Origin of the sequence: Paenibacillus montanisoli (assembly GCF_003268025.1) — a bacterium.
GTDB lineage: Bacteria > Bacillota > Bacilli > Paenibacillales > Paenibacillaceae > Paenibacillus_Z > Paenibacillus_Z montanisoli.
In genome coordinates, this window is record NZ_QLUW01000007.1 from 1 (window position 1) to 25,775 (window position 25,775).

A 25,775-nucleotide genomic window follows, 5' to 3' on the forward strand; every position below is an offset into this window, starting at 1 on the left:
CCCCCCTCAAGATGAGATTTCCCAATTAGTAAGACCCCTGGAAGACGACCAGGTTGATAGGTTCGAGGTGGAAGCGCAGCAATGTGTGGAGCTGACGAATACTAATCGGTCGAGGGCTTATCCTAAATACTTCGAATAAGCAGCTAAAGCAAGAAACCTTCGCAAAGGTTCGTATCCAGTTTTCAGGGCGCAAGCCTTGCAGCTTCAATAAGGATGATCAACCAATCATCCGCCGAACACGTTTGGTGGCGATGGCGGAGGGGAACCACGCGTACCCATCCCGAACACGACCGTTAAGCCCTTCAGCGCCGATGGTACTTGGACCGCAGGGTCCTGGGAGAGTAGGACGTTGCCAAGCACGAATGACCGACCATATCCGATATGGTCGGTTTTTTGTTGTTGTCTTTTTTTCCATTGCTGGATATATCTCCTACACAATTGCATAGAACGGCAGGTACATACTACTGGTAACGCAGTCATTCAACTTGCCGGGGGTGCATACTGACAATGGTGATGAAGCGTATGAAATTGACATGGGTGCTAATGACCGGGCTGTTTGTTTGCGCAGGATGCAATACAACCGATCGGCAGGATGAGATTCAGCTGCCTCCTTTAACTCAACATATCAAGGAGCAAAACCTTAGCGAATCTCCCGGTCAGTTTCAACTGAAGCTGAAGCATGACGAAAAATTACTCCATTCACGCGACCAACTAAGCAGGCCTCTTCGCATGTCCAGAGGTGTTGGCAAGGTGCTCGGAAATGCCGTTCATCGGAAAATCACGATGCCAAGCGAGCCGGTAAGAGGGATCTACGTATCCGGATGGGTTGCGGGAAGCAAGCGGCGGCTTCAAACACTTATCGACCTAGTCGATCGGACCGATCTTAATGCGATGGTGATTGATGTGAAGAACGATTACGGGCAGCTTACCTATCGCTCGGAGCTGCCTGCCGTTCATGCGATAGAAGCAGACGCTCACGCGACCATTTCCGATATTAAGGGACTTATTCAGAAGCTGAAGGCTAAAAACATTTATGTGATCGGCAGAGTGGTTGCGTTCAAGGATCCGCTTTATGCGATGAAATACCCGAACATGGCGCTGCAGAAGCAAAGCGGCGGCGTGTGGCATGATGGGCAAGGGAAAGCATGGCTCGATCCATATCAGAAGCAGGTTCGTTTATATAATGCGGCGATAGCGAGGGAAGCGGCTGAAATCGGTTTTGATGAAATTCAGTTTGACTATGTGCGTTTTCCCGATAACGGTGCTAAGGTTGACAGTGAAGTGGCTTATAGCGAGCAGGATGGAAGGTCGAAATCGGACATCATTTCGTTGTTTCTGCGCGAGGCAAGGGCAGGCATTCATGAGGCGGGCGCCAGAGTGTCTGCGGATGTGTTTGGACTTGTTACCTCCTCGACCAACGATATGGGGATCGGCCAGTCATGGCGGGCGGTGTCGGGATCGGTTGACGTTATTTCGCCGATGACCTACCCCTCCCACTATTCGACAGGCATGTACGGTGTGAAAGAGCCGGATCTTAATCCTTACCAAATCATTCGACAAGCGATGCAAGATGCCAAACGGCGTAATGCCATTATGGAAAGCAGCGGCAGCCAAAGCACGGCTTCGATCCGGCCTTGGCTGCAGAGTTTTACGGCTAGATGGGTGCATCCGCATCAACAGTATGGAGCCGAACAAGTAAACAAGCAGATCCAGGCTGCGCGTGAACAGGGGATAAAGGAGTTCTTGCTTTGGAGCTCTAATTGCAAGTACGATTATCGTTCGTAATATGGACAAAATCATCCTGCTGCAGTTACCTTGACAGCCCCTAACCCCTCTGCTAATATTGCAATAATATCCGCGGGCTTGGCCGTTATAACGGATTTTTTGTGCCCGTTTGTGTGAACGTATTATGCCTTGAGGAGGAACAAGTCTGTGTGGGAAAATAAATTCGCCAAAGAAGGTCTGACCTTCGATGACGTACTGCTGGTGCCGCGTAAATCGGAAGTATTGCCAAGGGAAGTTGATGTTTCTGTCACGCTGAGCCCCAACGTGAAGCTCAACATTCCGCTGATGAGTGCGGGAATGGACACGGTGACAGAGTCTAAGCTGGCAATCTCGATGGCGCGCGAGGGCGGCATCGGTATTATCCATAAAAATATGTCCATTGCGCAGCAAGCGGAAGAAGTGGACCGCGTAAAGCGCTCGGAGAGCGGCGTTATTACGAATCCCTTCTCGCTGACGGCTGACCATCATGTATATGATGCCGAAGAGCTGATGGGTAAGTATCGTATTTCCGGTGTACCTGTCGTGGATCAGGACAAGAAGCTGGTCGGTATTATTACGAACCGCGATCTTCGTTTCATCCATAACTACTCCATGAAGATCAGCGAAGTCATGACAAAGGAAAACCTCGTTACCGCTCCGGTCGGTACAACGCTGCAGCAGGCCGAGGTTGTTCTGCAGAAGCACAAAATCGAGAAGCTGCCTTTGGTCGATGAAACAAACACGCTCAAAGGGCTTATAACGATTAAAGATATCGAGAAAGCGATCCAATTCCCGAATGCGGCGAAAGACCAACAAGGCCGTTTGCTGTGCGGCGCTGCTGTCGGCATAGCGAAGGATACGCCTGAACGCGCGGAAGCGCTTGTCAATGCAGGGGTTGACGTACTCGTTATCGACACGGCTCATGGCCATCAGAAGAACGTAATCGAAATGGTCCGCCTGCTTCGCAGCAAATACCCGGATCTTACGATTGTAGCCGGCAATGTAGCGACTGGCGAAGGTACCCGCGATCTGATTCAAGCCGGCGCATCCGTCATCAAAGTAGGCATGGGCCCTGGCTCGATCTGTACAACCCGCGTCATTGCAGGTATCGGCGTACCGCAAATCACGGCGATTTATGACTGTGCAACGGTTGCGCGCGAATATAACGTACCGATAATCGCAGATGGCGGCATTAAGTACTCGGGTGATGTGACGAAGGCAATCGCGGCCGGTGCAAGCGTGATTATGATCGGCAGCTTGTTTGCCGGCACGGAAGAAAGCCCGGGCGAGTCGGAAATTTATCAAGGCCGCCGCTTCAAAGTATACCGCGGCATGGGCTCGATCGGCGCAATGAAGGAAGGCAGCAAGGACCGTTACTTCCAGGAGAACGAGAACAAGCTCGTACCGGAAGGCATTGAGGGCCGCGTCGCTTATAAAGGGCCGCTCGCGGATACGGTTCATCAGCTGATCGGCGGACTTCGCTCCGGCATGGGCTACTGCGGTGCGCAGGACATCGAAACGCTGAAGAATGACACGCAATTCGTGCGGATCACAAACGCGGGCTTGCGCGAAAGCCATCCGCATGACGTTCAAATTACGAAAGAAGCACCGAACTACTCGCTGTAGTCTAGCGGCACAGTTTTTTTCTACGAGATTAATGAACTAGGACTATAGGCAGGAAGATGGTGGGAAACACCGTTTTCCTGTCTTTCTTTTTTGAATCGGCTAGCTTTGTGTTACAATACTAGAGAGAATTGAATGATAGAAGAGGAGAGAAGACGTTGAAACCGAAAAAGGGATGGGTACGTTTTGTACCGACCGTTTGCGCGACTGTAATCGCGATGATGCTCACTGTTAATTTAGGTTCCCAAGCTGCTCAAGCTGCGGAGGCTGCACCGAACCCGCTAGGGGTCGAGGCACGCGCTGCCGTTCTCATAGATGCGGATAGCGGCCAAGTTTTGTACGCTCTAGATGCGGATACCGCTTACCCGCCGGCGAGCATGACGAAGCTGATGACGGAATATCTCGTGCTCGAGGAAATTACGGCCGGGCGTTTGAAGCTGACGGATATGGTAACGACTTCGAAGGAAGCGGCGGATATTCCTCCAGACGGCTCCGCTATTTATTTGGCCGAAGGGGACAAGCATACGGTCAAGGACTTATATATGGCAATGGCCGTGCAATCTGCTAATGATGCAACCATCGCGTTGGCAGGTCATATCGGCGGTACGGAGCAGGGCTTCGTCGATAAGATGAACGAGACCGCGAAAGCGCTAGGCCTTAAGTCGGCTCACTTTACAAGCGCGACAGGGCTAGCTGAAACAACGGTTATTTCCGCGAACGATCTCGCTAAATTCGCGGCAATTTTGATCAAGAAGCACCCTGAGTTTCTGGAATTCTCAAGCACGCCAAGCTACCGGTTCCGCGAACGTGACGAGACAGAGATGATCAACCTGAACTGGATGCTGGAGTCGAACAAAAACGTCCCATCATTCAAGCAGTATGCGTATCCGGGCGTGGACGGGATGAAAACCGGCTATATCGGCGCAGCTGGTTATTGCTTTACGGGAACGGCTAAACGCGGCGATATGCGTTTGATCTCTGTCGTTATGAACACGAAATCGAAAGGCGCACGGTTTATCCAGACCGCGAAGCTGTTCAATTACGGTTTTGATAATTTTGAGAAAAAGACGATTGTTGCACCGAAATCGGTTGTAGAAACGGCAAAGACGGTCAAAATAAAGAAGGGTGTTTCCAAGGAAGTGCCGATCATGACGGCATCCGATGTAACCTTCCTCGTGAAAAAAGGCGCAACGCCGACCGTTGAGCTGAAAAATGTTTCGGTGAAATCGGAAGACGAGCTTGTCGCACCGATCGCGAGCGGCCAAGAGGTCGGAACGGCTACGTACGTGTACAAAGATCCGGACACCGGCCAATCGATCGAGAAAAGCGTTAAGCTGATCACCTCCGAGGAAGTAAAGAAAGGCAGCTGGTGGCGTTTGATGTTCCGCTCGCTGGGCGGCTTTATTTCGGGCTTGTTCAAAGGGATCGTCGATTTATTTTAGACAAGGAATAGGCGACCATTTTACTCTGAATTGATGGTTGTCGATTTTTCTACTATGCTGTAAAATTATTGGTTAGAGCTAGCTAGTCCGGAACGATTCACATTCACGGATGACAGTGCAAAAACTTTTGGGAGGATTCACGAACATGATGGAAACAGGAACTTCGCGCGTTAAACGCGGTATGGCTGAAATGCAAAAAGGCGGCGTTATTATGGACGTAATGAACGCCGAGCAAGCAAAAGTTGCTGAAGCGGCCGGCGCAACGGCTGTTATGGCCCTTGAGCGCGTACCTTCCGATATTCGTGCGGCAGGCGGCGTAGCCCGTATGGCTGACCCTACGATTTTGGAAGAAGTAATGAAGGTTGTATCGATCCCGGTTATGGCGAAAGCGCGTATCGGGCATTATGTGGAAGCTCGCGTTCTGGAAGCACTAGGTGCGGACTATATCGACGAGAGCGAAGTGCTTACGCCGGCTGACGAAGTGTTCCACATCAGCAAGCGTGAATTCACCGTTCCATTCGTGTGCGGCGCGAAAGACCTTGGCGAAGCGCTTCGCCGTATCCAAGAAGGCGCAGCCATGCTTCGTACGAAAGGCGAGCCTGGAACAGGCAACATCGTAGAAGCGGTTCGTCACATGCGTTTGATCACAGGTCAAATCCGTAAAGTACAAAACATGTCCAAGGACGAGCTATATCACGAAGCGAAAAACCTTGGCGTACCTTACGATCTGCTGCTTAACGTTCACGAAACAGGCAAGCTGCCTGTCGTTAACTTCGCAGCAGGCGGCGTAGCAACGCCTTCCGACGCAGCACTGATGATGCACTTGGGCGCTGACGGCGTATTCGTAGGCTCCGGTATCTTCAAATCCGAAAACCCGGAGAAGTTTGCACGTGCCATCGTTGAAGCAACGACGCACTACACGGATTATAAGCTGATCGCGGAGGTGTCCAAGAACCTGGGCACGCCGATGAAAGGCATTGAAATTTCGAAGCTGAGCGCTTCCGAGCGCATGCAGGATCGCGGCTTCTAATTTCGGAAAGAAGGCATGAACCGATGAAGATTGGAGTACTGGCGCTTCAGGGCGCCGTAGCGGAACATATACGAAGCATTGAAGCTGCCGGCGGCGAAGGCGTCGCCGTGAAGCGTACGGAACAGCTTCAGGAGTTGGACGGCCTGATCATTCCGGGCGGCGAGAGCACGACGATTGGCAAGCTGATGCGCAAGTACGGCTTTGTCGATGCGATTCGCGGGTTTTCGGCGCAGGGCAAGCCGATCTTCGGCACTTGCGCGGGACTGATCGTGCTGGCGGACCGTATCGAGGGCCAGGAGGATGCGCATCTGCAGCTAATGGACATGACGGTCGCCCGCAACGCGTTCGGCCGTCAGCGTGAGAGCTTCGAGACGGATCTGGACATCAAAGGAATCAATGAGCCGGTGCGTGCGGTCTTTATCCGCGCGCCACTCATTAAAGAAGTATCGCCGAGCGTGGACGTACTGTCTACGTATAACGGCGAAATCGTAACGGCCCGCCAAGGGCATCTGCTGGCCTCGTCGTATCATCCGGAGCTGACGGACGATTATCGTCTGCATGCGTATTTCCTCGATATGGCGAAGGAAGCGGCGGCTGCTGCGGCAAAAGCATAAGGGGTGAAAGACTGCGAATCGCAGTCTTTTTGCCGTTTGTGCCATTCTCCGGTGCCTCGCGGCGTACGAAAGCCGCGAGAATCGGCAATACTGGATATTAAAAAGAGAGGGGCTTCTTGCGTGTTAGATGTGAAATTGATGCGTAACGATTACGCTAAAGTAGAGCAGGCGCTGAAAAACCGCGGCAAATCGCTCGATTTGATTGCAGGCTTCCCTGCGTTGGACGGAAAATGGCGCGATATGTTACAGGAGACGGAGCAGCTGAAAAACCGCCGCAACACCGTATCCCAAGAAGTCGCCAAGCTGAAGAAGAGCGGCGGAGACGCGGAAGCACTCATTCTGGAGATGCGCGAGGTAGGTGACCGCATTAAGGTGCTGGACGAAGAAATTCGCGCAGTGGAAGCAGAAACTGCAGAGCTGATGCTATCGATTCCGAATGTGCCGCATGAATCCGTACCGATCGGCGCCTCGGAAGAGGAGAACGTTGAAATTCGCCGCCATGGCGAAGTGCCGGCATTCTCGTTCGAGCCGAAGGCGCATTTTGAGCTAGCGCAGGATTTGGGCATTCTTGACTTCGAACGCGCGGCTAAGGTAACCGGTTCGCGCTTTGTTTTCTACCGCGGTCTTGGCGCTCGTCTGGAGCGCGCACTGATTAACTTTATGATGGATCTACATAGCGACGAGCATGGATATGAGGAGATACTTCCGCCTTATATCGTCAACCGCGATAGCTTGATCGGTACCGGCCAGCTGCCGAAGTTTGAAGAAGATCTCTTCAAGGTTGCGGATACGGAATATTACCTGATCCCGACTGCGGAAGTGCCGGTAACCAACGTGCATCGCGAAGAGATTTTGTCGGTTGAAGATCTGCCGAAAAATTTCGTTGCGTACAGCGCATGCTTCCGTTCGGAAGCGGGCTCTGCCGGCCGCGACACGCGCGGGCTGATCCGCCAGCATCAGTTCAATAAGATTGAGCTTGTGAAGCTGGTGAAGCCGGAGGACTCGTATGCGGAGCTGGAGAAGCTCACTGCAAATGCGGAGAAGGTACTGCAGCTGCTAGGCCTGCCATACCGCGTTCTGACGCTCTGCACGGGCGATATGGGCTTCACGTCGGCAAAGACGTATGATCTTGAGGTGTGGATCCCAAGCGGCGGCACCTACCGCGAAATTTCCTCGTGTTCTAACTTCGGGGATTTCCAGGCGCGCCGCGCCAACATCCGCTACCGTCCGGAAGTGAAAAGCAAGCCGGAGTTCGTGCATACGCTTAACGGCTCGGGATTAGCCGTAGGGCGCACCGTTGCGGCGATTCTGGAGAACTTCCAGCAAGCGGACGGCACGGTTATCGTGCCTGAAGTGCTTCGTCCTTACATGGGCGGCCTCGAGGTTATCGCGCTGCGTTAGACCGTAAACGCCATAGGGGGAATTTGGAGTTGCGATTCTGATTTCCCCTGTGGTAAAATACATCTTGTGTCACTTACATTGGAGAGATACCGAAGCGGTCATAACGGGGCGGTCTTGAAAACCGTTAGGGTGCAAGCCCACGTGGGTTCGAATCCCACTCTCTCCGCCATTACTTTCAGAACTGACAGCGCTCAAGCGATCACTCGCTTGGGCGCTTTTTGCATAGGGCTTCAAGCATAAAAAGGCCTTCCGAGCCGCATATTATCGGCATGGAGGTGGTAAGCGATGAGCAAACACGACGAGTTGTCGATTGATCAACAGCAGCTGACGGCTGCATGGCAGCGTACGCTGCCGAGTACGATCAACGAAGCGGACCGAGCCGAGGTCATGCCTGATGAAGCGGATCCTAAAGCTCTGCGCGTCACGATTCATACGGCTGGACACCAGATGTACACGTTTGATTTTAAGGTAGGCTACGTGGACAGCCGGGAGGTACAAACGACCTTAATCGATGTGGAGAAGGACGGCCGTACGGTAGACGAGCGCACGGACATCATTCAACAGCTCGTGCAGGATTATACACGTCATATTCATGAGTGCGCACAGGCGCTGCACGGGTTGACGCATGCTTAGCGGAGGTGGAGCCTAGTGCTCCCGGCAGAGGGTGATGCGCAAAGCGAAAGGCAGGAGATCAGGCGATGACAAAGGCAAAAGGAACTGCGGATAAAAACTTGAGCAACGTCGTGGAGGATTTGGACAAGAATCCGGTGAACAGCCATCATGCGCAGCAGCTGCAGCAGGATACGAATGACCGCCGTCATCAGGATCAGCTAAATCACGAAGAGCCTTCCGATCTGTTTCACTCCCGGAGCTAATCCGGATCTCAGAATAGCGAGGTGCTTTGAAATGACCAATGGCAAGTCGCATGCAATTCCCGTTCCAAACCCCTATGAGAATAATAGCTCCAAGTCGCGTTCGGGCGGTTCCCGTCAGCAGGAGCCTCTAAGCGGCTCGAAGAAAACCAAACAAGCCAACCACGTGAGTCACAACAACCGCGCAGGTAACTAGCACTACTATACCGTATCTACAGCCCTCTGGACCCGGAGCTCTCTTCGGCGAAAGAGGGCTTTTTACATATAGGCATGGCATCTTTTTTAACCTTTCCGATTAGCAGGCGATGGGGTAAAATTGAAGGTGCTCATGAAAAGGAGAGGAGGTATCACATGAAGATGGTTAAACGGGGTACAGCACTGCTGCTCGCGGCATCTCTCGCCGTGCTTGCAGGCTGCAGCTCGTCCGATTCGCCGAAAGAGGCGATCTTGGATGCCATGGTGAAAAATGAGGAAGCGGCAAGCATGACATATAAGGGCACACTAACGATTAACGATTTCTCTCTTCCGCAAGAGGCAGCCGGTGCTGCAGACGGCGCTAATTCGGCGGTAACCTCGATGATGTTCGCCTTCTTGAAGGGTACGGTTATTAACGTGCATGGGGCCGTTCAGAAGTCGCCTCAACGTGCGGAGCTCACGATGGATATCACGCTCGGCAGCGGAGATGTAAAGCTGAACGCGTCAATTCCTTTCATCATTACAAAGGACAAGGCGTGGATCAAAGTGCCGCAAATTCCAGGGCTTCCGCTGCCGGAGACGATTGCGGGCAAGTTCGTGGAGCTGGATATGAAGAAGCTGGGGCAGGAACAGGGCGTAACGGACGTCGCTTCATCGCCTCAGATCGGCCAGGAATTGATTCAAGCGCTGCTGGACAGCTTGGACGAGAAAACGTTCTTCAGCGAGCCGGATGCGTCCGATGTCAAAGGATTGGCTGCCGATCATAAGGTTGATCAGCTCGTTCGTTTCTCCATCAATGAGAGCAATGTAGAAGAAGCGTGGACGGCCATCATGGAGAAAGCGGCGCCGCAGATCATTGATATTCTGCTTAAAAACGATGCATATGCCACGGCGCTTAAGCTCTCCAAGACAGATCTGGAAGCGGCGAAAAAGGAGCTTGCCGACAAGCAGAAGGACGGAAAGCTGCAGGCGGCGATTGACGAGATGAAGAAAACGGTCAAAATTAATCAGCTAGACGTAACCGGCGGTATTACCGAGGATTACTTGACCTATGAAGGCGTGGATTTGAGCCTGGAATCGGCTGATGCTGCGCAGGGAATGAAGTTGGGCATTCATTTCGATCTTTCCTTTGATGATATGAATAAAGACGTCAAATTCGAGTACGAGCTGCCGAAAGACTCCGTACCTGTAGAACAGCTACAGGAAATGCTGGGGCTTCCAAGCGCCAGCGAAAAGTGAATAAATGTTGTTACTAAAGCCTCTGACATCATCGGTATGTTAGGGGCTTTTTTCCCTAAATGGCCTAGTTAGGGGTAAACGGGCTTGATTCACGCATAGGATGGACTATGCAACACAAATACGGGCCGCGGCCCAAGGAAAGAGTGTGAGGAAATGAAGAGCTTGCGTGGTTTTCGCGGATTTATTGTCGGTCTCTTAAGCGGGAGCATGCTTATGCTTGCCGTGCCGACAATGGCTGCGACGGTAAAACAGTTTGTGCTGAACGAGGCGGCTTATCCGATTGAAGTGAATGGTTCTACTTATGAAAGCGAGCAGTTGCCAGTGATGAATTACAAAGGCAGCACTTATGTGCCGCTGCGCGCGGTAGGGGACCTGCTGGGCGCGACAGTAGGCTGGGATAGCGCGCAGAAAAAAGTGATCATTACCTACGGCTCCGGCGGGCCGGTCCAGAACAATGCCTTCCGCAACGTTCACGTCACGGGGAGCGGGGGCAAGTATACGGTAACGGGCGAGGGAAGGATCTTCGAGGCAATGATGAGCTACGCCGTGGAGGATGGACACAATTACTTACTGGAAAAGAACTATATGCTGAGCGAAGGCGCGCCGGCTTGGTCGGCCTTCAAGCTTTCCATTTCAATTCCGGCAAACAAGTTGCCGGCGAATGGTACGTTGATGCTGCAGCTGTTTGAGTACAGCGCAAAGGACGGCAGCAAGATTAATATTTTGAATATCCCGCTCGAAACGTTTGGCGGGGAGTGATGGGGTGAAGGTCCGGCGATTGCCGGGCTTTTTTTATATGTATTGGTATCTCTTTTTTTGTTCCCGAATTGGTCCTTCACACCAATTCCGCTCAGGCGGCATATGGTAGCATAGCGGATTTCAGCCCAATCTATCGGGGGAAAACGGGATGTCTAAAGAAATTGTAATTGCGGCTGTCGGCGATCTGTTAATGAAGCCGCTGCTTATCCAAATGCTTCGTAGCGGCAGGCGAGCGGTCAGTGCGGACGCATTCGAGCAGTTGTTCGAACCGGTTGTCCGTTATTTGCAGGACGCGCAATTGATGATTGGCAATTTGGAAACTACCTTCGCAGGCGGTCCGAATGCAGGCTTCAATAAGACGAGACGCAATCCAAGGACCGGCAATCCGGTGTTCAAAAGCCCGGACGCTTTCGCGCAGGCGCTGTCGGCGGCAGGTTTCGACGTGATCGCGACAGCCAACAACCATTGCGCGGATTACGGCGTTAGCGGACTCAAACGGACGCTGGACGTTCTCGACAAGAACGGCCTTGTCCACGTCGGAACGTTCCGGAATGCACAGGAATCGCGGACGCTCTGTGTGCGGAATATCAAAGGGGTCCGTATCGGCATATTGTCGTATACACGGGATACGAATGGCATGCCCGTACCGAAGGGACAGCAGGCAGGAGTTAAAAAGCTCGTACGCGCAAGGATAAAGAACGATCTGAAGCGGCTGCGAAAAGCCTCGGAATTTATTATCGTGTTCATGCATTGCGGATTCGAGTACGAGCAAAGCCCGGCCGCCCACCAGAAGGAGTGGGTCCGTTTCATGTTCCGGAATGGCGCGGACGTGGTGTTGGGATCGCATCCGCATGTCCTTCAGCCGGCGGTGATACGAACCGTGAAGGACGTCTCGGGACGGACGAGAAAACGGTTCGCCATCTACTCTCTCGGAAACTTTATTTCCACCCGGCTGCACGGCAAGGACGCGGCTCTGACCGGCATCATCGTTAGGCTCAAGCTTCGCAGAACCTCCGGCGGCCTCGTCAGGCTAGCTGGCATCGAGGGCGTGCCGACCTGGGCAAGCATTGCAAAGAACGGCAAACCCAAAATGTGCCGCATTGTGCCGCTGCAAGAAGCGATTACTAAGCCGGACCAATTTCCCGCGGAACAGCTGGTGCGGATGAAACGCGCCTATCAAGGTGCACTGCGCATGTACAGGGGAGTACTGCGATTTCCGGAAGCGCATACCGCCAGCTCGGAGGAGCCATTCGAAGATACCTCTTCCTCCTCGGCTGCAGGTTCCGCTGAGTGAGAAGCATTAATGCACATTTATGTCATAAGAGTGGGCAGGCTAATTGACGAAAGCCCGGCAAGCTGCGCTTATGCGGCATTGCCGGGCTTTATTACGTTTATCCACAAAAGTAACTTTAGCGCATGCTTCCCTGCAAGCTAAACCGTAAAGTTTTCAACATGTGGATAAGTTTTGTCATATGGCGCGCTTCCCTGACGAGCTAAAACACTCTTACAGATCGATTTTTCCAATGTAAAAACATATCCATTTTTTGTTGCTCATTCCACAAGTATTGATATCCGGCTCCCTTTTCAATATCACCAGAGCGAAGCCCCTGTCTCAGCGTTGAGTAACGGGTATTTAAATAGTCATATCCTAGATATTTATAATGTAAAAGCAGCACATCTTTGTTCGGGGATTGAATGATATGGCCTACAGGTTTAGCTAGATGCCTTCCAAGAGTAAAGTTAATTTCCTGAACCGCATTTGGATTAAAAATCAAAGGTTTATCGTAAAGAGGAATCCTTACGCCATCCCTTACGGATTCGTGTAAGGGTTTATCTTGACCCGGGAAAAAATCCGAAACCATTTCATAAGCGCTAGGAGCCACTAATGTTATTCCTTGGGAAGCGCATTCTTGCAAGTAGGCCCTAAGATTTTGGTGGTAGAGATGTTCATCTATGTCGCAAACAATAACCCAATCTGCCTTTCCTCTGCTTTGTTTCCAAAATTGATTGAACAGACCCAATGCGGCTGCCACAAGAGAATCACCATATACTTCAAACTTATCGATAGTAACTCTGGGGTGTGACCTTAGAATCGGCAAGGAAGCATCGGTTGAGCCATTATCAAAAATAAAATAGTGATCCGCTATATGATCATAGTGCTTGAAAAAGAACGGGAGCATTCTCTCTTCGTTCCAACATATGGCATAAACATGTATGATCAAGTGTTTTTAACTCCTCTCTCAAGTATAATATCGCAAATCCTATCAACATCATCTAGAGCTAAATCAGCATACAGAGGCAATGTAAGAACTCGTTTAGCAATATGCTGCGCAACTGGAGTTTGATTTCGGTCAAATTGCCCAAGATAATAATTAAAAGTGTTGGTTAAGGGGTAAAAGTATTTCCTAGCAAATATATGATTTTCTTTTAACCTGTCGTAAATTTCATTCCTGGAAAGCCCAAATACCTTTTCATCAAACACGACCGGAAAATAAGAATAGTTCGATTGAACTCCATCAGCGTCATTCATAATTTGAAGGCCATTTATTTTAGACAGCCTATTTCGATATCGTTCAACTACATGCTTTCTTTTTGATAGTTCCTCCGAGATATGTCGAAGATTACAAATACCCATCGCTGCTTGAAATTCATTCATTTTTGCGTTTACACCAATCCCCTCAACCCATACTTCTGACTTAATCCCGAAGTTTTTCAGCGTATAGAGCTGTTTGCCTATTTCCTCATCGGCAAACGCTATGGCTCCGCCCTCAAGAGTGTTAAATACCTTCGTAGCATGGAAGCTAAACATCGATGCATCCCCGAAATTCCCTATGCCTTGTCCATTCATTTGAACTCCGAAGGCATGAGCTGCATCATAAATCACTTTTAGATCATATTTTTTTGCGATCCGCTGAATCTCACCTACATTGCAAACATGTCCATAAACATGAACAGGTAAGATCGCACTGGTTTTGTCTGTTATTAATTGTTCTATTTTATTCACGTCAATTGTATAATCAGCGGGATTAACATCGCAGAACACGGGGATTAATCCATTTCTAACAATCGCATGTGTCGTTGAAGCAAAGGTAAAAGGCGTTGTAATCACTTCTCCGGTTAAATTCATCGCCTGTAATACAAGCTCCAATGCCATATGGCCATTAGTAAATAATGAGATATGATTGACTCCTAAATATTCGATAAGGTTTTTTTCTAGTTGAATATGGTACGTTCCCATATTCGTCAGACAAGCTGTATCCCATATAGGCTTTATTTCATTTATAAATTCTTCAAAAGGCGGCATCGATGAACGAGTGACGAATATTGGCTTATGTTTCACGATATTCTCTCTCTTCGATAAATTTCTGTTCTAATTCCAGTGCCTGTTTACTTCTTTTTTTGATCTCTTTAAATGGGATGCCAACGTTAATTGACCATTCATTTGAGTTTTTATTAATCAAACTGAGAGCCCCGAACGCGCTTCCTTCTTTTATTGTTGTTCCAGGTAACACCACACAGCCACAACCTATGATCGAATGCTTTTGAATGACGACCGGTTCGCTGGTTATATTTTTGTATTTATCCGGTATCATAGGGTTTGTCATCGATTCGCCCGAATAATCATCACTAATTGAATAAACGGAAACTCTTGAAGATAGATTTGCGAAGTCTTCAATAACTATTCCTTTATCTCCTCCGTACAAAGCTGTGTAGGCAGCGATATGAATAAAATTCCCGATACTGATTTTCCCGCTAAGGATACAAAAATCATCAATACGAACATTGTCGCCAATGCGAATATCTTTTGCTCCATAAATACTTGCTTTACGGCTTATCCGTACGTTTTCGCCACATGAAGACAAACCCAAACCGGCTAGTTCGCTTTGAGCGTAAAAGCTATTCATTTTATCAACTCTTTATCATGGATTTTTCATCTTAAGCCAGAATGATCATGATAGTTTATGTACAAAGGACAAGTTTTGTGACGTTAGAAAGGCATCTCCAAGAAGGACAAACGTATAAGAAAAGCAAAAAGAACCGCACAACTGTACGGTTCTGAACACTTTATATATGGCGCGCCCGATACGATTCGAACGTACGACCTGCAGTTTAGGAAACTGTCGCTCTATCCTGCTGAGCTACGGGCGCGCGGCAAGGATAATAATAGCATGAACACCTTTTCATGCGCAAGCAAGTCTAATAGTCCCAAGCAACTTGAGGTTAATGAGAAAAAAGACCCAAAACGCTAAAAAATTCAAGAATTTGTCGAAACATTAAGCGGATTCATGCTAAAAACGTCGACAAGATTTTACAAACATAGTAAGCTAAACCGTTTATAATGAAATCGTTACCATTTTTAACAAGTTGACGCGATGGGAGATGTTCCGAGGCTTCATGAATGACAAAATGATACTACTTCACGAGTTGCAAGTACTTCGTACAAAGCTGTTCGAAATGGCCGAAGCCCGCGGAAGCTTAACGGATCCTGATGTGCTTGCCATAAGCGAAGCAGCGGACAAGCTCATCGTCACCTTACAACAGATTCAGAAGGCAGAGATGATCCGCGTTGTTTCCACTAGCTACGTCCTCGCAACCGACGGAAAAACAGTGTTAACAAATCCGAACATTCTTGCTGCAGCAGGCCGCCAAGCAGTTCAGTCTCATGATTGAAGCGGGGTTCCTGCAGCAAATTCATTAATGTGCCGGCACAGCCCGCCTTAGGGTCGGTTGTGCCGAACACAACTTTTCGAATTCGGCTCTGCACTAACGCACCCGCACACATCGGACAAGGCTCCAAGGTGACATACAACGTGCAGTCCAGCAGCCTCCACGCATTCAAATGCGAGCTTGCCTCCCGAATGGCGATCATTTCAGCATGCGCGGTCGGATCGAGATTCGTTTCCCTCAGATTATAGCCTCTTCCGATCACTTCCCCGTTTTTCACAATGACCGCCCCTATGGGCACTTCACCGATCGCCTCGGCTTTCTTCGCCTCCATAATCGCTTCCTGCATCCATTTGTAGTCCTCTTCTCGAAAATAATTCAACTCTGCTTCCATCCCAGTATGCCTCCAGTCCCGTATGCCTATTGTTTGATACCCATTCGACGGTCCTCGACTGTCGAATTATGCCGCGAACAAATATTCGTTGTTAACAGCGTGTGAATAACATTGTGGATAACCTGCGATTATGCACAGTTCTGTACACAAAATATTAACGAAGCCTGTGGATATGGGGAAAAACTTGTGCATAACTCCGATAGTTATCCCAACAACCTGCGGCTTTGCCGTCTGTTTATACATTGAAATCCAGATGCTCAAGATTGCTTTCAATTCCTGCCAATTATGGTATGATCCAAGTAAGCTATCCACAGGCAGCGCGTAAAAGGAAGTGTCGCATATTGTCGGTCAAAACGAAACTATCGGTCATGATTTCGCTCGTTGTGTTTGTGCTGCTCGTACTAAATGTGATTCTGAACGAATATTCGATGCGGGTCAATCTAAGAAACGATATTCAGCTGAAAATGTTGTCGATCAGCCAGCAGGTGGCATCGAATGTCATCCAAAGCACGAAAGAAGTGGCATTCGTTCAAAGCGTCCTGTCGGATAAAATGAAGCTGGCCTCGTTCTCCGCATCTACGCAGCTGCCACATCAAGCGGAGGACGTTTCTTATGAGCAGCTAAGGCAGGTGGCGAATCAAGCGGGCGTTGCAGGCATGGCGCTGCTGAAGAAGGAAGGCGGGACGTATTCTATCGTCCAATCGACCAATCCACGGGAAATCGGCGAGTCGGTCGATGTACCGCCGGAACGCAAATCCCATTCGATTGAGCAGGAGACGCTCGGCTATGAGTTCTGGATCGGCCAGGACAAGCTGATTCTTATGGACAATGCCGCGCTCGGCCAAGAAAGCTTCTATTCGGACTTGAACTTGGACTACATCATTCGCTGTTCTATGAATAGCGGCCAGTTCACCGGCATCCGCAAAATATCGCATACGAATTCATTTTTGACGGAACTAAAGAACGGTAATCCCGCGATTCTGGAGATCACGGGCTTTAATCCGGCAATATTCGGCCAAGAGCCGGTCAAAGATATACCGACCGTAATGAATATAGATTTGCTGAAGGAGCAATCCGTTCCGTTCGGCACTTATGAATATAAGGAAATGGAGAAAGATAAGAACGACATAAAAGAATCGCTGCAGGGCAATATGGTGTTCCGGGAAGCGACGATTCACAATCACGACGTGATCAAGAGCTTTATAGCCATCAAGGAGCCTGTACCTTACGTGATCGGGCTTGTACTCGACAAGAAGCCCATGACGAAGCTGATGGACGATCAGCGGAATAATCAAGTTTTCATCTCGATCGTGTTGCTTGTCATCGTTGTATTCTGCAGCTATTGGATGTCGGATTTTTTGCTGCGGCCGGTTCGCTCCATTCTGTGGAAGGTTAATGAAGTATCGTTCGGCCGGTTCGACGACACGATCGAAGTAAAGCGCAAGGACGAGCTGGGGCAGCTGGCGCAGCGCGTCAACGCAATGTCGAAAAACCTGAATATCTACATGACCAAGCTGAAAATGGCGTTCGAAGAAAACCGTTCCATGAAAGAGTATTTGGAATCATTCATAAATCATACTACCGATGCCATTCATGTCGTCGACCTGGATGGCCGCATTACCCAGGTTAACCGCGCATTCGAGCAGCTATTCGGTTACACGACGGGAGAGGCCGTCGGCCGCATGCTCGCGCTGGTACCGGAGCATCTAGCTGAGGAAGAAAAGGATACAATGGAGCTGCTGAAATCCGGTAAGGCGCTCTCTGCGCGCGAGACGACGCGGGTGACGAAGAACGGGGACTGGATCCCGGTTAGCGTTACCACGTCTCCGATTCGCGACAAGCACGGCGAGCTCCGGGCCATCGCAAGCATTACGCGGGATATGACAAGCCGCAATAAGATGGATGAGCTGCTGCGCAGATCGGAGAAGCTGAAGACGGTCGGCCAGCTGGCCGCCGGCGTTGCGCATGAGATCCGCAATCCGCTGACGACGCTTCGCGGATTTCTGCAGCTGCAGCAGGAGACGTCGAAGCTCAACAAGCGGCATGTCGATCTGATGCTCTCGGAGCTCGACCGGATCAATCTGATTGTCAGCGAGTTTCTCATTCTTGCGAAGCCGCAGGCGACGCGCTTCGAGGTGAAGGACGTACGCTTCATTCTTGGGGATGTCATCTCGCTGCTCGATAGCCAGGCGCATTTGTGCAATATTGTGTTAGAGACGTATTTTGACCAAGCGGATTGTAGGATATCCTGTGAAGAGAACCAGTTGAAGCAGGTATTCATCAATATTCTTAAGAACGCGATCGAAGCTATGCCAAACGGCGGGCGGATTGCCATTGCGGCGAAGAGGAATGATTCCCATCATATTCGCGTATCCATAACGGATGAAGGCATCGGCATCCCCGAAGAGCGGATTGCCATGTTGGGCGACCCGTTCTATACGGAAAAGGACACGGGGACGGGACTGGGCATCATGGTAAGCCAGCGCATCATTCAGACGCATCAAGGGACGTTGGAGATCAAGAGCAAAGTGAACGTCGGCACAACGGTTATTATTGCGCTTCCGCTGCTGAAGGAGCAGGCTCTTGAAGCCTAGCAAGCACGACCAAGTACATACCACGACTTAGAAAGAGGGTGTAGGGCATGACAGGCTACCGCGCTCTGCTGGTCGGCGCTACGGGGTTAGTCGGCTCGGCCTTGCTGCGCCGCTTGCTTCAAGACAGCAGATGCACCGCCGTCACGATCCTCATTCGCAGACCGCTCCGCCCTTCAACGAACGGGTATGGGGCAAACCTGAAGCTGACGGTGCTGACAGCCGATTTTGACCGGATGGACGAAGCGCTGGCGGACGTCGAAGCGGACGTCGTTTTCTGTACGCTCGGCACCACGATCAAGAAGGCTAAGACGCAGGAAGCATTCCGGCAAGTGGACCTCGACTATCCGGTCGCGCTCGGCGAGTGGGCAGAACGGCATGGCGCAGAGAAGTTCATCATTGTGTCCGCTATGGGCGCGAATGCATCGTCCCCCATTTTCTACAACAGGGTGAAGGGTGAAATGGAGGCGCAGTTGTCGGCTCTTGGCTTAAGGGAGTTGCATATTGTCCGTCCTTCGCTGCTGCTTGGGAAGCGGGAGGAATTTCGGCCAGGGGAGCAGGTTGCGGTTTGGCTCAGTCCGCTGATGAAGCTGTTTATGCAGGGAAAGCTGCGAGCATATCGTCCTGTTGAAGCGGATCAAGTCGCGGCTTTCATGGCAGATCTGGCGGCGGCTCGGGGAGAAAGCGGGATGACGGATGCAAAAATCTATGAAAATGACGCGATACACGCTACAATACAGCTATAAGGAGATAGCAGTAGCAGTAACCATGCGGGGTGACAAAGTCAGTTGAGGATTAACAAGTTTATTAGCGAAACCGGTTATTGCTCCAGACGCGAGGCGGATAAGCTCGTGGAATCGGGACGCGTAACCATTAACGGCGTAACGGCAGAGCTTGGCAGCCAAGCGGAGCTCGGCGACGATGTACGAATCAACGGCAAGCCGATCGGCGCGCAGAAAAGCCATGTATATATTGCGCTGAACAAGCCGGTCGGCATCACAAGTACCACTGAAGCGGATGTAGAAGGCAATATTGTCGATTACGTCGGCCACCAGGAGCGGATCTTCCCGATCGGCCGATTGGATAAAGACTCGGAAGGGCTAATTCTGCTTACGAATGACGGGGATATCGTCAACCGGATTTTGCGGGCGGAAGGGAAGCACGAGAAGGAATATATCGTTACGGTGGACAGGCCGGTCACGCCAAGGTTTCTGAAGGCCATGAGCGAAGGCGTCCACATATTGGGGACGAAGACTCTTCCGTGCAAGGTCGTGAAGGAGAATGACCGCGTCTTCCGGATTACGCTGACCGAGGGCAAGAACCGGCAAATCCGTCGCATGTGCGCGGCATTCGGCTACAATGTACGGAAGCTGCGGCGCGTACGCATTATGAACATCCACCTGGGCCAGCTTGCGAACGGCAAATGGCGGGACCTGACGAGCGGCGAGCTGCAGGAGTTATTCGCGCTGCTCAATTATGGCTAAGATCGACACTTTCCCGGGAAATAATAAAGAAACCAACATAGTCCGACAAACGGGTCGGCGATGTTGGTTTTTTGATTTGCTTGGATTCGCTAAACGAGCGGTTTTGCCCTGAAAGCTAGCAATAATAACATTTGTATTCCTAGAATACATGAAGTAAAATTATAAAGGATTGTCAACGCTTTGCATAGAGGTATTTATAAATATTATTTTCATGAGTTAGGCGTTAAGTTCTTTGAGGCCGTTAGATTCAAGGCTTCGCAAGATCGAGTTTAAGAAGGATGCGGTCACGGGTAAGTTCCACTTGATCGAATTCAATGTTCGGATTACGGACTTCAATACATACCGTGAGCGGACTGGATCCCCGCTGCTTGCCGTTCGCAATATATGATAACCAAGCAGCTTTCGCTTGGACGAGCCATCCGAGATTGGAAGGATCCGAAGCCGGCCCTCGCGTTTTTGGGCAAGCTTGCAGGCAAAGCGTTCGGCAGATTCGGCCGCTAATCACAGGTAGAGAGGATTTTATTCTATGACTAGATTACAGGAGCTGCTTCAAGCGACAGCGGTTGTCGGGTCGTTCCGGCCGGAGGAGAATCTTGAAGCAACCGGCATTTCCTATCACTCGCAGAAGGTGTCGCCCGGCGATCTCTTCGTCTGCATCACCGGCTATAGCACCGACGGGCACAAATATTTGCCTGATGCGGTGAAGAGCGGCGCAGCTGCCGCGATCGTGGAGCGCATCCAAGAGGACATCGCGATCCCGCAGTATGTGGTGCCGAACAGCCGGATTGCAATGGCGCAGCTGGCAGACGCATTTTATAGCCATCCGTCATCGAAGCTGAAGATGATCGGCATTACGGCCACCAACGGCAAAACAACCACGACTTACATGACGAATGCGATTTTGGAGCAGCACGGACTGAAGACAGGATTGATCGGGACGGTCGTCATCAAGATCGATGACGTTAAAATTCCATCGGAGCTGACGACGCCGGAATCGCTTGACCTGCAGTCTTACTTGAAGCAAATGGTCGACCGCGACGTGACCCATGTCAGCATGGAGGTTTCCTCGGCTGCGCTGGAGTCGCACCGGGTGGAGACGGTCGGTTACGATATTGTCTGCTTTAACAATCTAAGCCGCGAGCATATCGATTCGCACGGCACGTTCGAGAAGTATTTCGAGGCGAAGGCGAGTCTGATTCGAGGGGCAAGCGAGCATAGCTCGGCCGTCTTGAACCTGGACAATGAGCATGCGGCTTCGCTCGTCGGCCAGACACGCGCGAATGTCATTACGTACGGGCTGAAGAGCACTGAAGGCACGCTGCACTGCAAGGATTTAGACTTATCCACGGGGCGTGCGAAGTTCACCGTTGAAATAATAAAGCCGTTCAAAGGCGACGGCGTCGAATATACGCCTGGCGAGTTCCGCGTGGAGCTGCGCATTCCGGGGCTGCACTCGGTGTATAACTCCATGGCGGCCATTGCGATCGCGCTGCTGTGCGGCGTTCCGGTTGCGACTATTCAAGAGGCGCTGCGTACATTTGGCGGGGTAGAGAGACGCTTCGAATTCATTCACGAGGATGAATTCATTATCGTGGACGATCATTTTGCCAATCCCGGAAACATTGACGTGACGTTGGAAACGCTCCGTTACATGGACTATGAGCAGTGTCATTTCGTCTATGCGATCCGCGGCAATCGCGGGCCGATCATTAACCGCGAGAACGCGGAAGCGATCGTGAAATGGATGAACCGGCTCGAGATGCACGAAATTATCGCGACGCGGAGCGCATCCCATGTGAACAAGAACAATACGGTCTCCGATGAGGAGACGGATGTGTTCCTGGAGGTTATGAATGAAGCAGGCATCGAGGTAAAGCTGTACCGGGAATTGCCGGATGCCATCGCACACGCGTTGTCCAAGGCCGGTCGCGGCGACCTGATTCTGCTGGCAGGCTGCCAAGGCATGGATCCAGGCGCGGAGATTGCGCTGGAGCTGTTGAAGGAGCCGGTTTCGAAGCAGGGCGCCGAAGGGTAACAATATAGATTAACTCATAAAAGTAGGTAGAATGATGGAACATAAACGGCGGTTAGGTGTGCTAGGCGGAATGGGGCCGAAGGCGACGAGCGTATTTATCGATCAAATTATCGAAAGCACGGTTGCGGATAGGGATCAGGATCATATCGATATGGTTATCCTGAATCATGCTTCGCTGCCCGATCGGACTCATGTCATTCTTGAAAATTGTCCCGAACAGTTTCTGCGCGCGATCGAGAAGGATATTCGGCTTCTGGAGTATGCCGAGGTAGCCAATATCGCGATTCCGTGCAACACCGCTCACTACTACGTGAATGAAATGCAGCAGATGACGAAGATTCCGATCATCAACATGGTTGAGGAAACGATGAAGGTCATTCATGAAGCATATGGCGATGACTGCAAGGTCGGCATACTTGCGACGAACGGTACGCTGCACAGCGGCATATACAGCGAGTCGGCACGCAAGTACAACATGGTGCCTCACTTGCCGTCCGATCCGGTTCAGCAGCAGATTATGAATATTATTTATCGGGATATTAAGCGCGGCGTTCAGATCGACCCGAAGGAGCTTGAATCCATTATCCAGCATCTGATTGAAGACGATGGGTGCCAATGTATCATTATCGCTTGTACCGAATTGTCGATTATCCCGCTTAGCGGCGAAGCGAAACAGCACTGCGTCGATGCGATGGACGTGCTGGTGAAGAAATCGATTGAGCTTTCCTTGAACTAAAGAGAAAAACCGTCAGTGCGACTATAAGTCGCTCTGGCGGTTTTTTTGGTTTCGTTATTTTTTGTCGGCGGCAGCGGAGGCGGATACAACTGTAGTATTTGTTGTATCCGTGTACTTCCGCATAATGGAGACTTCCACGCGGCGGTTCTTGGAGCGGCCTTCGACCGTTGAATTCTTCGCAACCGGGTGATACTCTCCATAGCCGATGGTGCTGAAGAGATGAGGGTCGAGATTCTTGTTGAGCAGAAGAATATCCAGGAATCGCAGCGCCCGCATGGAGCTTAAATCCCAGTTGGACTCGAATTCCGCGTTGTTGATCGGCACGTTGTCGGTATGGCCGGATACTTCGACCTGATAGTCCGGATATTTCTGCAGCATGCTGGAAATTTCGACGGCCAGCTTACGCGATTCCGGCTTGACCTTCGCGCTGCCCGGAGCAAACAAGGAGCTGTCGCTGATCGTAATCGTCAGCTGGGATTGGTTCAGCTTCGTATCGAGCTGGGTCGTTAAGCCGTTCGATTTGATGTAATTGTCGACCTGCTTCTTCAGCTTCTCCAGATCCTCTTGTTCTTTCTTCTTCAGCGCCTCGATATTCTCTTGCTTGGACATGTCCGCGTTTTCTTTATGACGTTTGCTTTCGGTCGTATCCTCAAACTGATTGGCATTCGAGATGACCGCGGATTGCTCCAGCACGCCGACGCCGCTGCTGAAGGCGATGTTGAACGCTTTGCTCATATCTTGAAATTTCTTCGAATCCGTCGAGCTCATGGCATACAATACAATAAATAAGGCGAGTAATAGGGTAAGGAGGTCGGCATACGGGATCAGCCAGGTTTCGTCCGCATGCTCTTCATGATGCTCTTTTCTATGCTTTTTGCTCAATACCCTCTGCCCCCTTCTGGCTCAGGTTGTAGCGTTCCGTCGGCGTCAAGAAGACCGAGAGCTTCTGGTTGATGGCAATGGTGGATACGCCGGATTGGATGGACAGCAAGCCTTCGACCATCATGAGGCGCAGTTCGACCTCGCGTTTAGAAAGGCGCTTCAGCTTATTTGCAATTGGGTGCCATAATACGTAACCTGTGAATATACCTAGAAGTGTAGCAACGAATGCAGCTGCGATCGCATGTGCCAGCTTCTCCATGTCGCTCATGTCGGCCAGCGCCGCGATCAGACCGATTACGGCTCCGAGCACCCCGAGCGTAGGCGCATACATGCCGGCCTGCGAGAAGATGAGCGCTCCGGCCCGGTGACGTTCTTCGGTTGCGGCAATATCTTCAAGCAGCACGTCGCGGACGAGGTCTTGATCGTTGCCGTCTATAATCATCCGCATGCCGTTGCGCAGAAACTGATCCGGAATGTCGTCGACTTTGGATTCCAATGCAAGCAGGCCTTCGCGGCGCGTAATCGTTGCCCATTCCATGAAGAGGGCGATGACTTCCTCGCGGGGCAGCAGGTTTTGCACGGTGAAGATCATTTTGATCAGCTTCGGAAACTTCTTCAGCTCGCTAAGAGGAAAGCCAATGAAGAGAGAAGCGGCGGTACCGACGATGATGATAACAAAAGCAGCCGGGTTGATTAGGTTGGCAATCGGCGCGCCTTTCAGCGTCATACCCAGAAGAACGGCTATGAGTCCGAGTACGATACCAATAATAGTCGATTTTTCCATGACACACCTCGTCTAGTAAGATAATAAGGACATCGTAAACCGGCTGTGCCGGTTAAGTCCCGGGAGCGGGATAACAACGGACGGCAATCTGATGTGTCAGACTGACAAAAAGAACGCCATTTCGACAGACTATCTCTATTTTATATCGTCAAAAAAAGGCTCGCAGATTAGAGCAAACAGGATGTTTTAGCAGTTTTCATCGGATTTCGTGTAGAATGTAGGAATAAGCGGTGAATGATCACGGAAAAGTGAGGGAAATGCGATGGGAGTTAAACACGCGAGAGAGTACAGCGATATTTTGGGAGAGCTGGCGGAGGCGATTCACTCGATCGGGGACGGGTATCTTTTCTTTGAGATGGAGCCCGCCGATTGGGCGGAGCTCGAGGAAGGGCAGCGCTTCGAATTAATGGAGGCGCTTGCGGACGATGTGTTCTATGCGCTTGGCGAGGATCCGGTCATCCATGTGGGAAGCGGGATCGTGGCGTACCGGCCGAAGCATCACATCATCGAAGTGTCGGTCGACGAGAAGGAAAGCCGGATCATTCGGCTGATCTAGATTCGGAAGGAGGGGGATTGGATGGCGAAGATGGAGAAGATGCCGGTGGACGCGGCGGATGAGGCAATCGCGTCGCTTCCCGGCTGGTCGCGCCAGGATGAGAAATGGATGCAGGGCGGCTACCGGTTCCCCACGTTCATGGAGGCGATTGCCTTCGTTGGGAGGGTTGCGGCCATCGCGGAGGAGATGAACCATCATCCGTTCATCGGCATCGATTACAAGAAAGTGACGCTGCGCTTGACGACCTGGCATGCGGGAGGCTTAACGGAGCTCGATATGCAGTCGGCGAGGCGATATAACGAGGCCTTTAAGGCGCCGGCTCCCGGGAACGGGTAGCCGGCGTTTTTTTGTGTTGAACATGGTAAAAAAGAGCCCGCCCCGCGCTTGGCAGCGCTAGGGTCGGGCTCCTATGTGTGCAAATGGGGACGATCCGCTTATTTAGGATGCGGACAGGGGGTCTGTCAATCTTCCGACGATACTTTGGAGAAGAAGGATAGGCCGTAGAGGGCAGCTAACCCGACAATAATGTACACGATTTTTGCGCCAACGGAATCTGAACCATCAAAAACTTCTGAAACGACATCATACTCAAATAGACCGATGACCAGCAAATGCAACCCGCCGAGAATCAGGACTAATAAGCTGACGATGTTCAAAGCTTTCATTGGACCCGCCTCCTTAATGGGTGATGACTCGTGACATTATACGG

The 25,775-nt window shown here is 50.9% G+C and carries 28 protein-coding genes, 2 tRNA genes and 2 rRNA genes; 24 read left to right on the forward strand and 8 right to left on the reverse strand.

What is annotated here, in order from left to right:
• From DL346_RS26845 to DL346_RS26910, 15 genes are all read left to right on the forward strand, one after another.
• Positions 1-125, forward strand: a 23S ribosomal RNA gene (locus DL346_RS26845); the annotation flags it as partial.
• Positions 126-241: 116 nt separating this feature from the next.
• Positions 242-358: ribosomal RNA gene (gene rrf, locus DL346_RS26850) — 5S ribosomal RNA — on the forward strand.
• Positions 359-729: 371 nt separating this feature from the next.
• The gene (locus DL346_RS26855) at positions 730-1,785 is read left to right on the forward strand and encodes a putative glycoside hydrolase (RefSeq protein WP_165822700.1); all 1,056 of its coding nucleotides are present in this window, start codon (positions 730-732) and stop codon (positions 1,783-1,785) included.
• 147 nt (positions 1,786-1,932) lie between these two features.
• A complete protein-coding gene (gene guaB, locus DL346_RS26860; RefSeq protein ID WP_112885484.1) occupies positions 1,933-3,390 on the forward strand; it encodes an IMP dehydrogenase in 1,458 nt (485 codons plus the stop codon).
• A gap of 155 nt (positions 3,391-3,545) precedes the next feature.
• A complete protein-coding gene (locus tag DL346_RS26865) occupies positions 3,546-4,829 on the forward strand; it encodes a D-alanyl-D-alanine carboxypeptidase family protein (protein ID WP_240633454.1) in 1,284 nt (427 codons plus the stop codon).
• Between the two features lie 145 nt (positions 4,830-4,974).
• On the forward strand, positions 4,975-5,859 hold the full coding sequence (gene pdxS, locus DL346_RS26870) for a pyridoxal 5'-phosphate synthase lyase subunit PdxS (protein ID WP_206098594.1): 885 nt from the start codon (positions 4,975-4,977) through the stop codon (positions 5,857-5,859).
• 23 nt (positions 5,860-5,882) lie between these two features.
• A complete protein-coding gene (pdxT, locus tag DL346_RS26875; RefSeq protein ID WP_112885485.1) occupies positions 5,883-6,473 on the forward strand; it encodes a pyridoxal 5'-phosphate synthase glutaminase subunit PdxT in 591 nt (196 codons plus the stop codon).
• 120 nt (positions 6,474-6,593) lie between these two features.
• On the forward strand, positions 6,594-7,874 hold the full coding sequence (gene serS / locus DL346_RS26880) for a serine--tRNA ligase (RefSeq protein WP_112885486.1): 1,281 nt from the start codon (positions 6,594-6,596) through the stop codon (positions 7,872-7,874).
• Between the two features lie 80 nt (positions 7,875-7,954).
• A tRNA-Ser gene (locus DL346_RS26885) sits at positions 7,955-8,043 on the forward strand.
• Positions 8,044-8,159: 116 nt separating this feature from the next.
• Positions 8,160-8,507: a hypothetical protein gene (locus tag DL346_RS26890; RefSeq protein ID WP_112885487.1), complete on the forward strand. Its 348-nt coding sequence runs from the start codon at positions 8,160-8,162 to the stop codon at positions 8,505-8,507.
• Positions 8,508-8,572: 65 nt separating this feature from the next.
• Positions 8,573-8,749: a hypothetical protein gene (locus DL346_RS29220; RefSeq protein WP_165822701.1), complete on the forward strand. Its 177-nt coding sequence runs from the start codon at positions 8,573-8,575 to the stop codon at positions 8,747-8,749.
• A gap of 31 nt (positions 8,750-8,780) precedes the next feature.
• Positions 8,781-8,942 (forward strand): small acid-soluble spore protein P, encoded by a 162-nt coding sequence (locus DL346_RS26895; protein WP_112885488.1) that lies wholly within the window; start codon positions 8,781-8,783, stop codon positions 8,940-8,942.
• A 155-nt stretch (positions 8,943-9,097) separates the two neighbouring features.
• Positions 9,098-10,180, forward strand: a complete 1,083-nt coding sequence (locus DL346_RS26900) for a hypothetical protein (RefSeq protein ID WP_112885489.1) — start codon at positions 9,098-9,100, stop codon at positions 10,178-10,180.
• Between the two features lie 153 nt (positions 10,181-10,333).
• Positions 10,334-10,939 carry a Gmad2 immunoglobulin-like domain-containing protein gene (locus tag DL346_RS26905; protein WP_112885490.1) on the forward strand — a complete coding sequence of 202 codons (606 nt, stop codon included), beginning with the start codon at positions 10,334-10,336 and terminating at the stop codon, positions 10,937-10,939.
• Positions 10,940-11,087: 148 nt separating this feature from the next.
• On the forward strand, positions 11,088-12,233 hold the full coding sequence (locus DL346_RS26910) for a CapA family protein (RefSeq protein WP_112885491.1): 1,146 nt from the start codon (positions 11,088-11,090) through the stop codon (positions 12,231-12,233).
• A gap of 199 nt (positions 12,234-12,432) precedes the next feature.
• On the opposite strand, the gene DL346_RS26915 is transcribed toward DL346_RS26910, so the two are convergent.
• The 4 genes from DL346_RS26915 to DL346_RS26930 all read right to left on the reverse strand — a co-directional run bounded on the left by DL346_RS26915 (position 12,433) and on the right by DL346_RS26930 (position 15,088).
• Positions 12,433-13,161, reverse strand: a complete 729-nt coding sequence (locus DL346_RS26915) for a glycosyltransferase family 2 protein (RefSeq protein WP_112885492.1) — start codon at positions 13,159-13,161, stop codon at positions 12,433-12,435.
• Positions 13,158-14,279, reverse strand: a complete 1,122-nt coding sequence (locus DL346_RS26920) for a DegT/DnrJ/EryC1/StrS family aminotransferase (protein ID WP_240633455.1) — start codon at positions 14,277-14,279, stop codon at positions 13,158-13,160. The genes DL346_RS26915 and DL346_RS26920 overlap by 4 nt, the downstream gene beginning before the upstream one ends.
• Positions 14,269-14,844: an acyltransferase gene (locus DL346_RS26925; protein WP_112885493.1), complete on the reverse strand. Its 576-nt coding sequence runs from the start codon at positions 14,842-14,844 to the stop codon at positions 14,269-14,271. The genes DL346_RS26920 and DL346_RS26925 overlap by 11 nt, the downstream gene beginning before the upstream one ends.
• Positions 14,845-15,011: 167 nt before the next feature.
• Positions 15,012-15,088: transfer RNA gene (locus DL346_RS26930), tRNA-Arg, on the reverse strand.
• 258 nt (positions 15,089-15,346) lie between these two features.
• Here DL346_RS26930 and DL346_RS26935 point away from each other — a divergent pair.
• Positions 15,347-15,610, forward strand: coding sequence for an aspartyl-phosphate phosphatase Spo0E family protein (locus DL346_RS26935; RefSeq protein ID WP_276311588.1), 264 nt, complete (start codon positions 15,347-15,349; stop codon positions 15,608-15,610).
• Here the strand turns inward: DL346_RS26935 and tadA are convergent.
• Positions 15,516-15,998: a tRNA adenosine(34) deaminase TadA gene (gene tadA / locus DL346_RS26940; protein WP_112885495.1), complete on the reverse strand. Its 483-nt coding sequence runs from the start codon at positions 15,996-15,998 to the stop codon at positions 15,516-15,518. The genes DL346_RS26935 and tadA overlap by 95 nt on opposite strands.
• A gap of 341 nt (positions 15,999-16,339) precedes the next feature.
• Between tadA and DL346_RS26945 the strand changes: the two genes are divergently transcribed.
• From DL346_RS26945 to cuyB, 6 genes are all read left to right on the forward strand, one after another.
• Positions 16,340-18,592 (forward strand): sensor histidine kinase, encoded by a 2,253-nt coding sequence (locus DL346_RS26945; protein WP_240633456.1) that lies wholly within the window; start codon positions 16,340-16,342, stop codon positions 18,590-18,592.
• Positions 18,593-18,639: 47 nt separating this feature from the next.
• Positions 18,640-19,335 carry an NAD(P)H-binding protein gene (locus DL346_RS26950; RefSeq protein WP_112885496.1) on the forward strand — a complete coding sequence of 232 codons (696 nt, stop codon included), beginning with the start codon at positions 18,640-18,642 and terminating at the stop codon, positions 19,333-19,335.
• Between the two features lie 42 nt (positions 19,336-19,377).
• On the forward strand, positions 19,378-20,073 hold the full coding sequence (gene rluF / locus DL346_RS26955) for a 23S rRNA pseudouridine(2604) synthase RluF (RefSeq protein ID WP_112885497.1): 696 nt from the start codon (positions 19,378-19,380) through the stop codon (positions 20,071-20,073).
• Positions 20,074-20,305: 232 nt separating this feature from the next.
• Positions 20,306-20,461: a hypothetical protein gene (locus DL346_RS29225; RefSeq protein WP_165822702.1), complete on the forward strand. Its 156-nt coding sequence runs from the start codon at positions 20,306-20,308 to the stop codon at positions 20,459-20,461.
• A 138-nt stretch (positions 20,462-20,599) separates the two neighbouring features.
• Positions 20,600-22,108 (forward strand): Mur ligase family protein, encoded by a 1,509-nt coding sequence (locus DL346_RS26960; protein ID WP_112885498.1) that lies wholly within the window; start codon positions 20,600-20,602, stop codon positions 22,106-22,108.
• Between the two features lie 31 nt (positions 22,109-22,139).
• Entirely contained in the window at positions 22,140-22,844 is a 705-nt protein-coding gene (gene cuyB / locus DL346_RS26965) for a cysteate racemase (RefSeq protein ID WP_240633457.1), read from the forward strand.
• Positions 22,845-22,898: 54 nt separating this feature from the next.
• Here the strand turns inward: cuyB and motB are convergent, their stop codons facing one another.
• Positions 22,899-23,726 carry a flagellar motor protein MotB gene (gene motB, locus DL346_RS26970; protein WP_112885499.1) on the reverse strand — a complete coding sequence of 276 codons (828 nt, stop codon included), beginning with the start codon at positions 23,724-23,726 and terminating at the stop codon, positions 22,899-22,901.
• Complete coding sequence (motA, locus tag DL346_RS26975) at positions 23,710-24,510, reverse strand: flagellar motor stator protein MotA (protein WP_112885500.1); 801 nt, start codon at positions 24,508-24,510, stop codon at positions 23,710-23,712. Before motA ends, motB begins: the two co-directional genes overlap by 17 nt.
• A gap of 262 nt (positions 24,511-24,772) precedes the next feature.
• Between motA and DL346_RS26980 the strand changes: the two genes are divergently transcribed.
• Complete coding sequence (locus DL346_RS26980) at positions 24,773-25,066, forward strand: hypothetical protein (protein WP_112885501.1); 294 nt, start codon at positions 24,773-24,775, stop codon at positions 25,064-25,066.
• Positions 25,067-25,087: 21 nt separating this feature from the next.
• On the forward strand, positions 25,088-25,402 hold the full coding sequence (locus tag DL346_RS26985; protein ID WP_338066333.1) for a 4a-hydroxytetrahydrobiopterin dehydratase: 315 nt from the start codon (positions 25,088-25,090) through the stop codon (positions 25,400-25,402).
• Positions 25,403-25,527: 125 nt separating this feature from the next.
• Here the strand turns inward: DL346_RS26985 and DL346_RS26990 are convergent, their stop codons facing one another.
• The gene (locus DL346_RS26990; RefSeq protein WP_112885502.1) at positions 25,528-25,731 is read right to left on the reverse strand and encodes a DUF378 domain-containing protein; all 204 of its coding nucleotides are present in this window, start codon (positions 25,729-25,731) and stop codon (positions 25,528-25,530) included.
• Positions 25,732-25,775: the final 44 nt, after the last annotated feature.

Coding starts and splice junctions, on each gene's coding strand:
- DL346_RS26950 (WP_112885496.1), top strand. CDS start 18,640: ATGACAGGCTACCGCGCTCTGCTGGTCGGCGCTACGGGGTTAGTCGGC.
- motA (WP_112885500.1), bottom strand. CDS start 24,510: ATGGAAAAATCGACTATTATTGGTATCGTACTCGGACTCATAGCCGTT.
- pdxT (WP_112885485.1), top strand. CDS start 5,883: ATGAAGATTGGAGTACTGGCGCTTCAGGGCGCCGTAGCGGAACATATA.
- DL346_RS26895 (WP_112885488.1), top strand. CDS start 8,781: ATGACCAATGGCAAGTCGCATGCAATTCCCGTTCCAAACCCCTATGAG.
- DL346_RS26905 (WP_112885490.1), top strand. CDS start 10,334: ATGAAGAGCTTGCGTGGTTTTCGCGGATTTATTGTCGGTCTCTTAAGC.
- DL346_RS26935 (WP_276311588.1), top strand. CDS start 15,347: ATGATACTACTTCACGAGTTGCAAGTACTTCGTACAAAGCTGTTCGAA.
- DL346_RS26980 (WP_112885501.1), top strand. CDS start 24,773: ATGGGAGTTAAACACGCGAGAGAGTACAGCGATATTTTGGGAGAGCTG.
- DL346_RS26990 (WP_112885502.1), bottom strand. CDS start 25,731: ATGAAAGCTTTGAACATCGTCAGCTTATTAGTCCTGATTCTCGGCGGG.
- DL346_RS26925 (WP_112885493.1), bottom strand. CDS start 14,844: ATGAATAGCTTTTACGCTCAAAGCGAACTAGCCGGTTTGGGTTTGTCT.
- DL346_RS26960 (WP_112885498.1), top strand. CDS start 20,600: ATGACTAGATTACAGGAGCTGCTTCAAGCGACAGCGGTTGTCGGGTCG.
- DL346_RS26985 (WP_338066333.1), top strand. CDS start 25,088: ATGGCGAAGATGGAGAAGATGCCGGTGGACGCGGCGGATGAGGCAATC.
- cuyB (WP_240633457.1), top strand. CDS start 22,140: ATGATGGAACATAAACGGCGGTTAGGTGTGCTAGGCGGAATGGGGCCG.
- tadA (WP_112885495.1), bottom strand. CDS start 15,998: ATGGAAGCAGAGTTGAATTATTTTCGAGAAGAGGACTACAAATGGATG.
- DL346_RS26855 (WP_165822700.1), top strand. CDS start 730: ATGTCCAGAGGTGTTGGCAAGGTGCTCGGAAATGCCGTTCATCGGAAA.
- DL346_RS26890 (WP_112885487.1), top strand. CDS start 8,160: ATGAGCAAACACGACGAGTTGTCGATTGATCAACAGCAGCTGACGGCT.
- DL346_RS29220 (WP_165822701.1), top strand. CDS start 8,573: ATGACAAAGGCAAAAGGAACTGCGGATAAAAACTTGAGCAACGTCGTG.
- DL346_RS26910 (WP_112885491.1), top strand. CDS start 11,088: ATGTCTAAAGAAATTGTAATTGCGGCTGTCGGCGATCTGTTAATGAAG.
- DL346_RS26900 (WP_112885489.1), top strand. CDS start 9,098: ATGAAGATGGTTAAACGGGGTACAGCACTGCTGCTCGCGGCATCTCTC.
- pdxS (WP_206098594.1), top strand. CDS start 4,975: ATGATGGAAACAGGAACTTCGCGCGTTAAACGCGGTATGGCTGAAATG.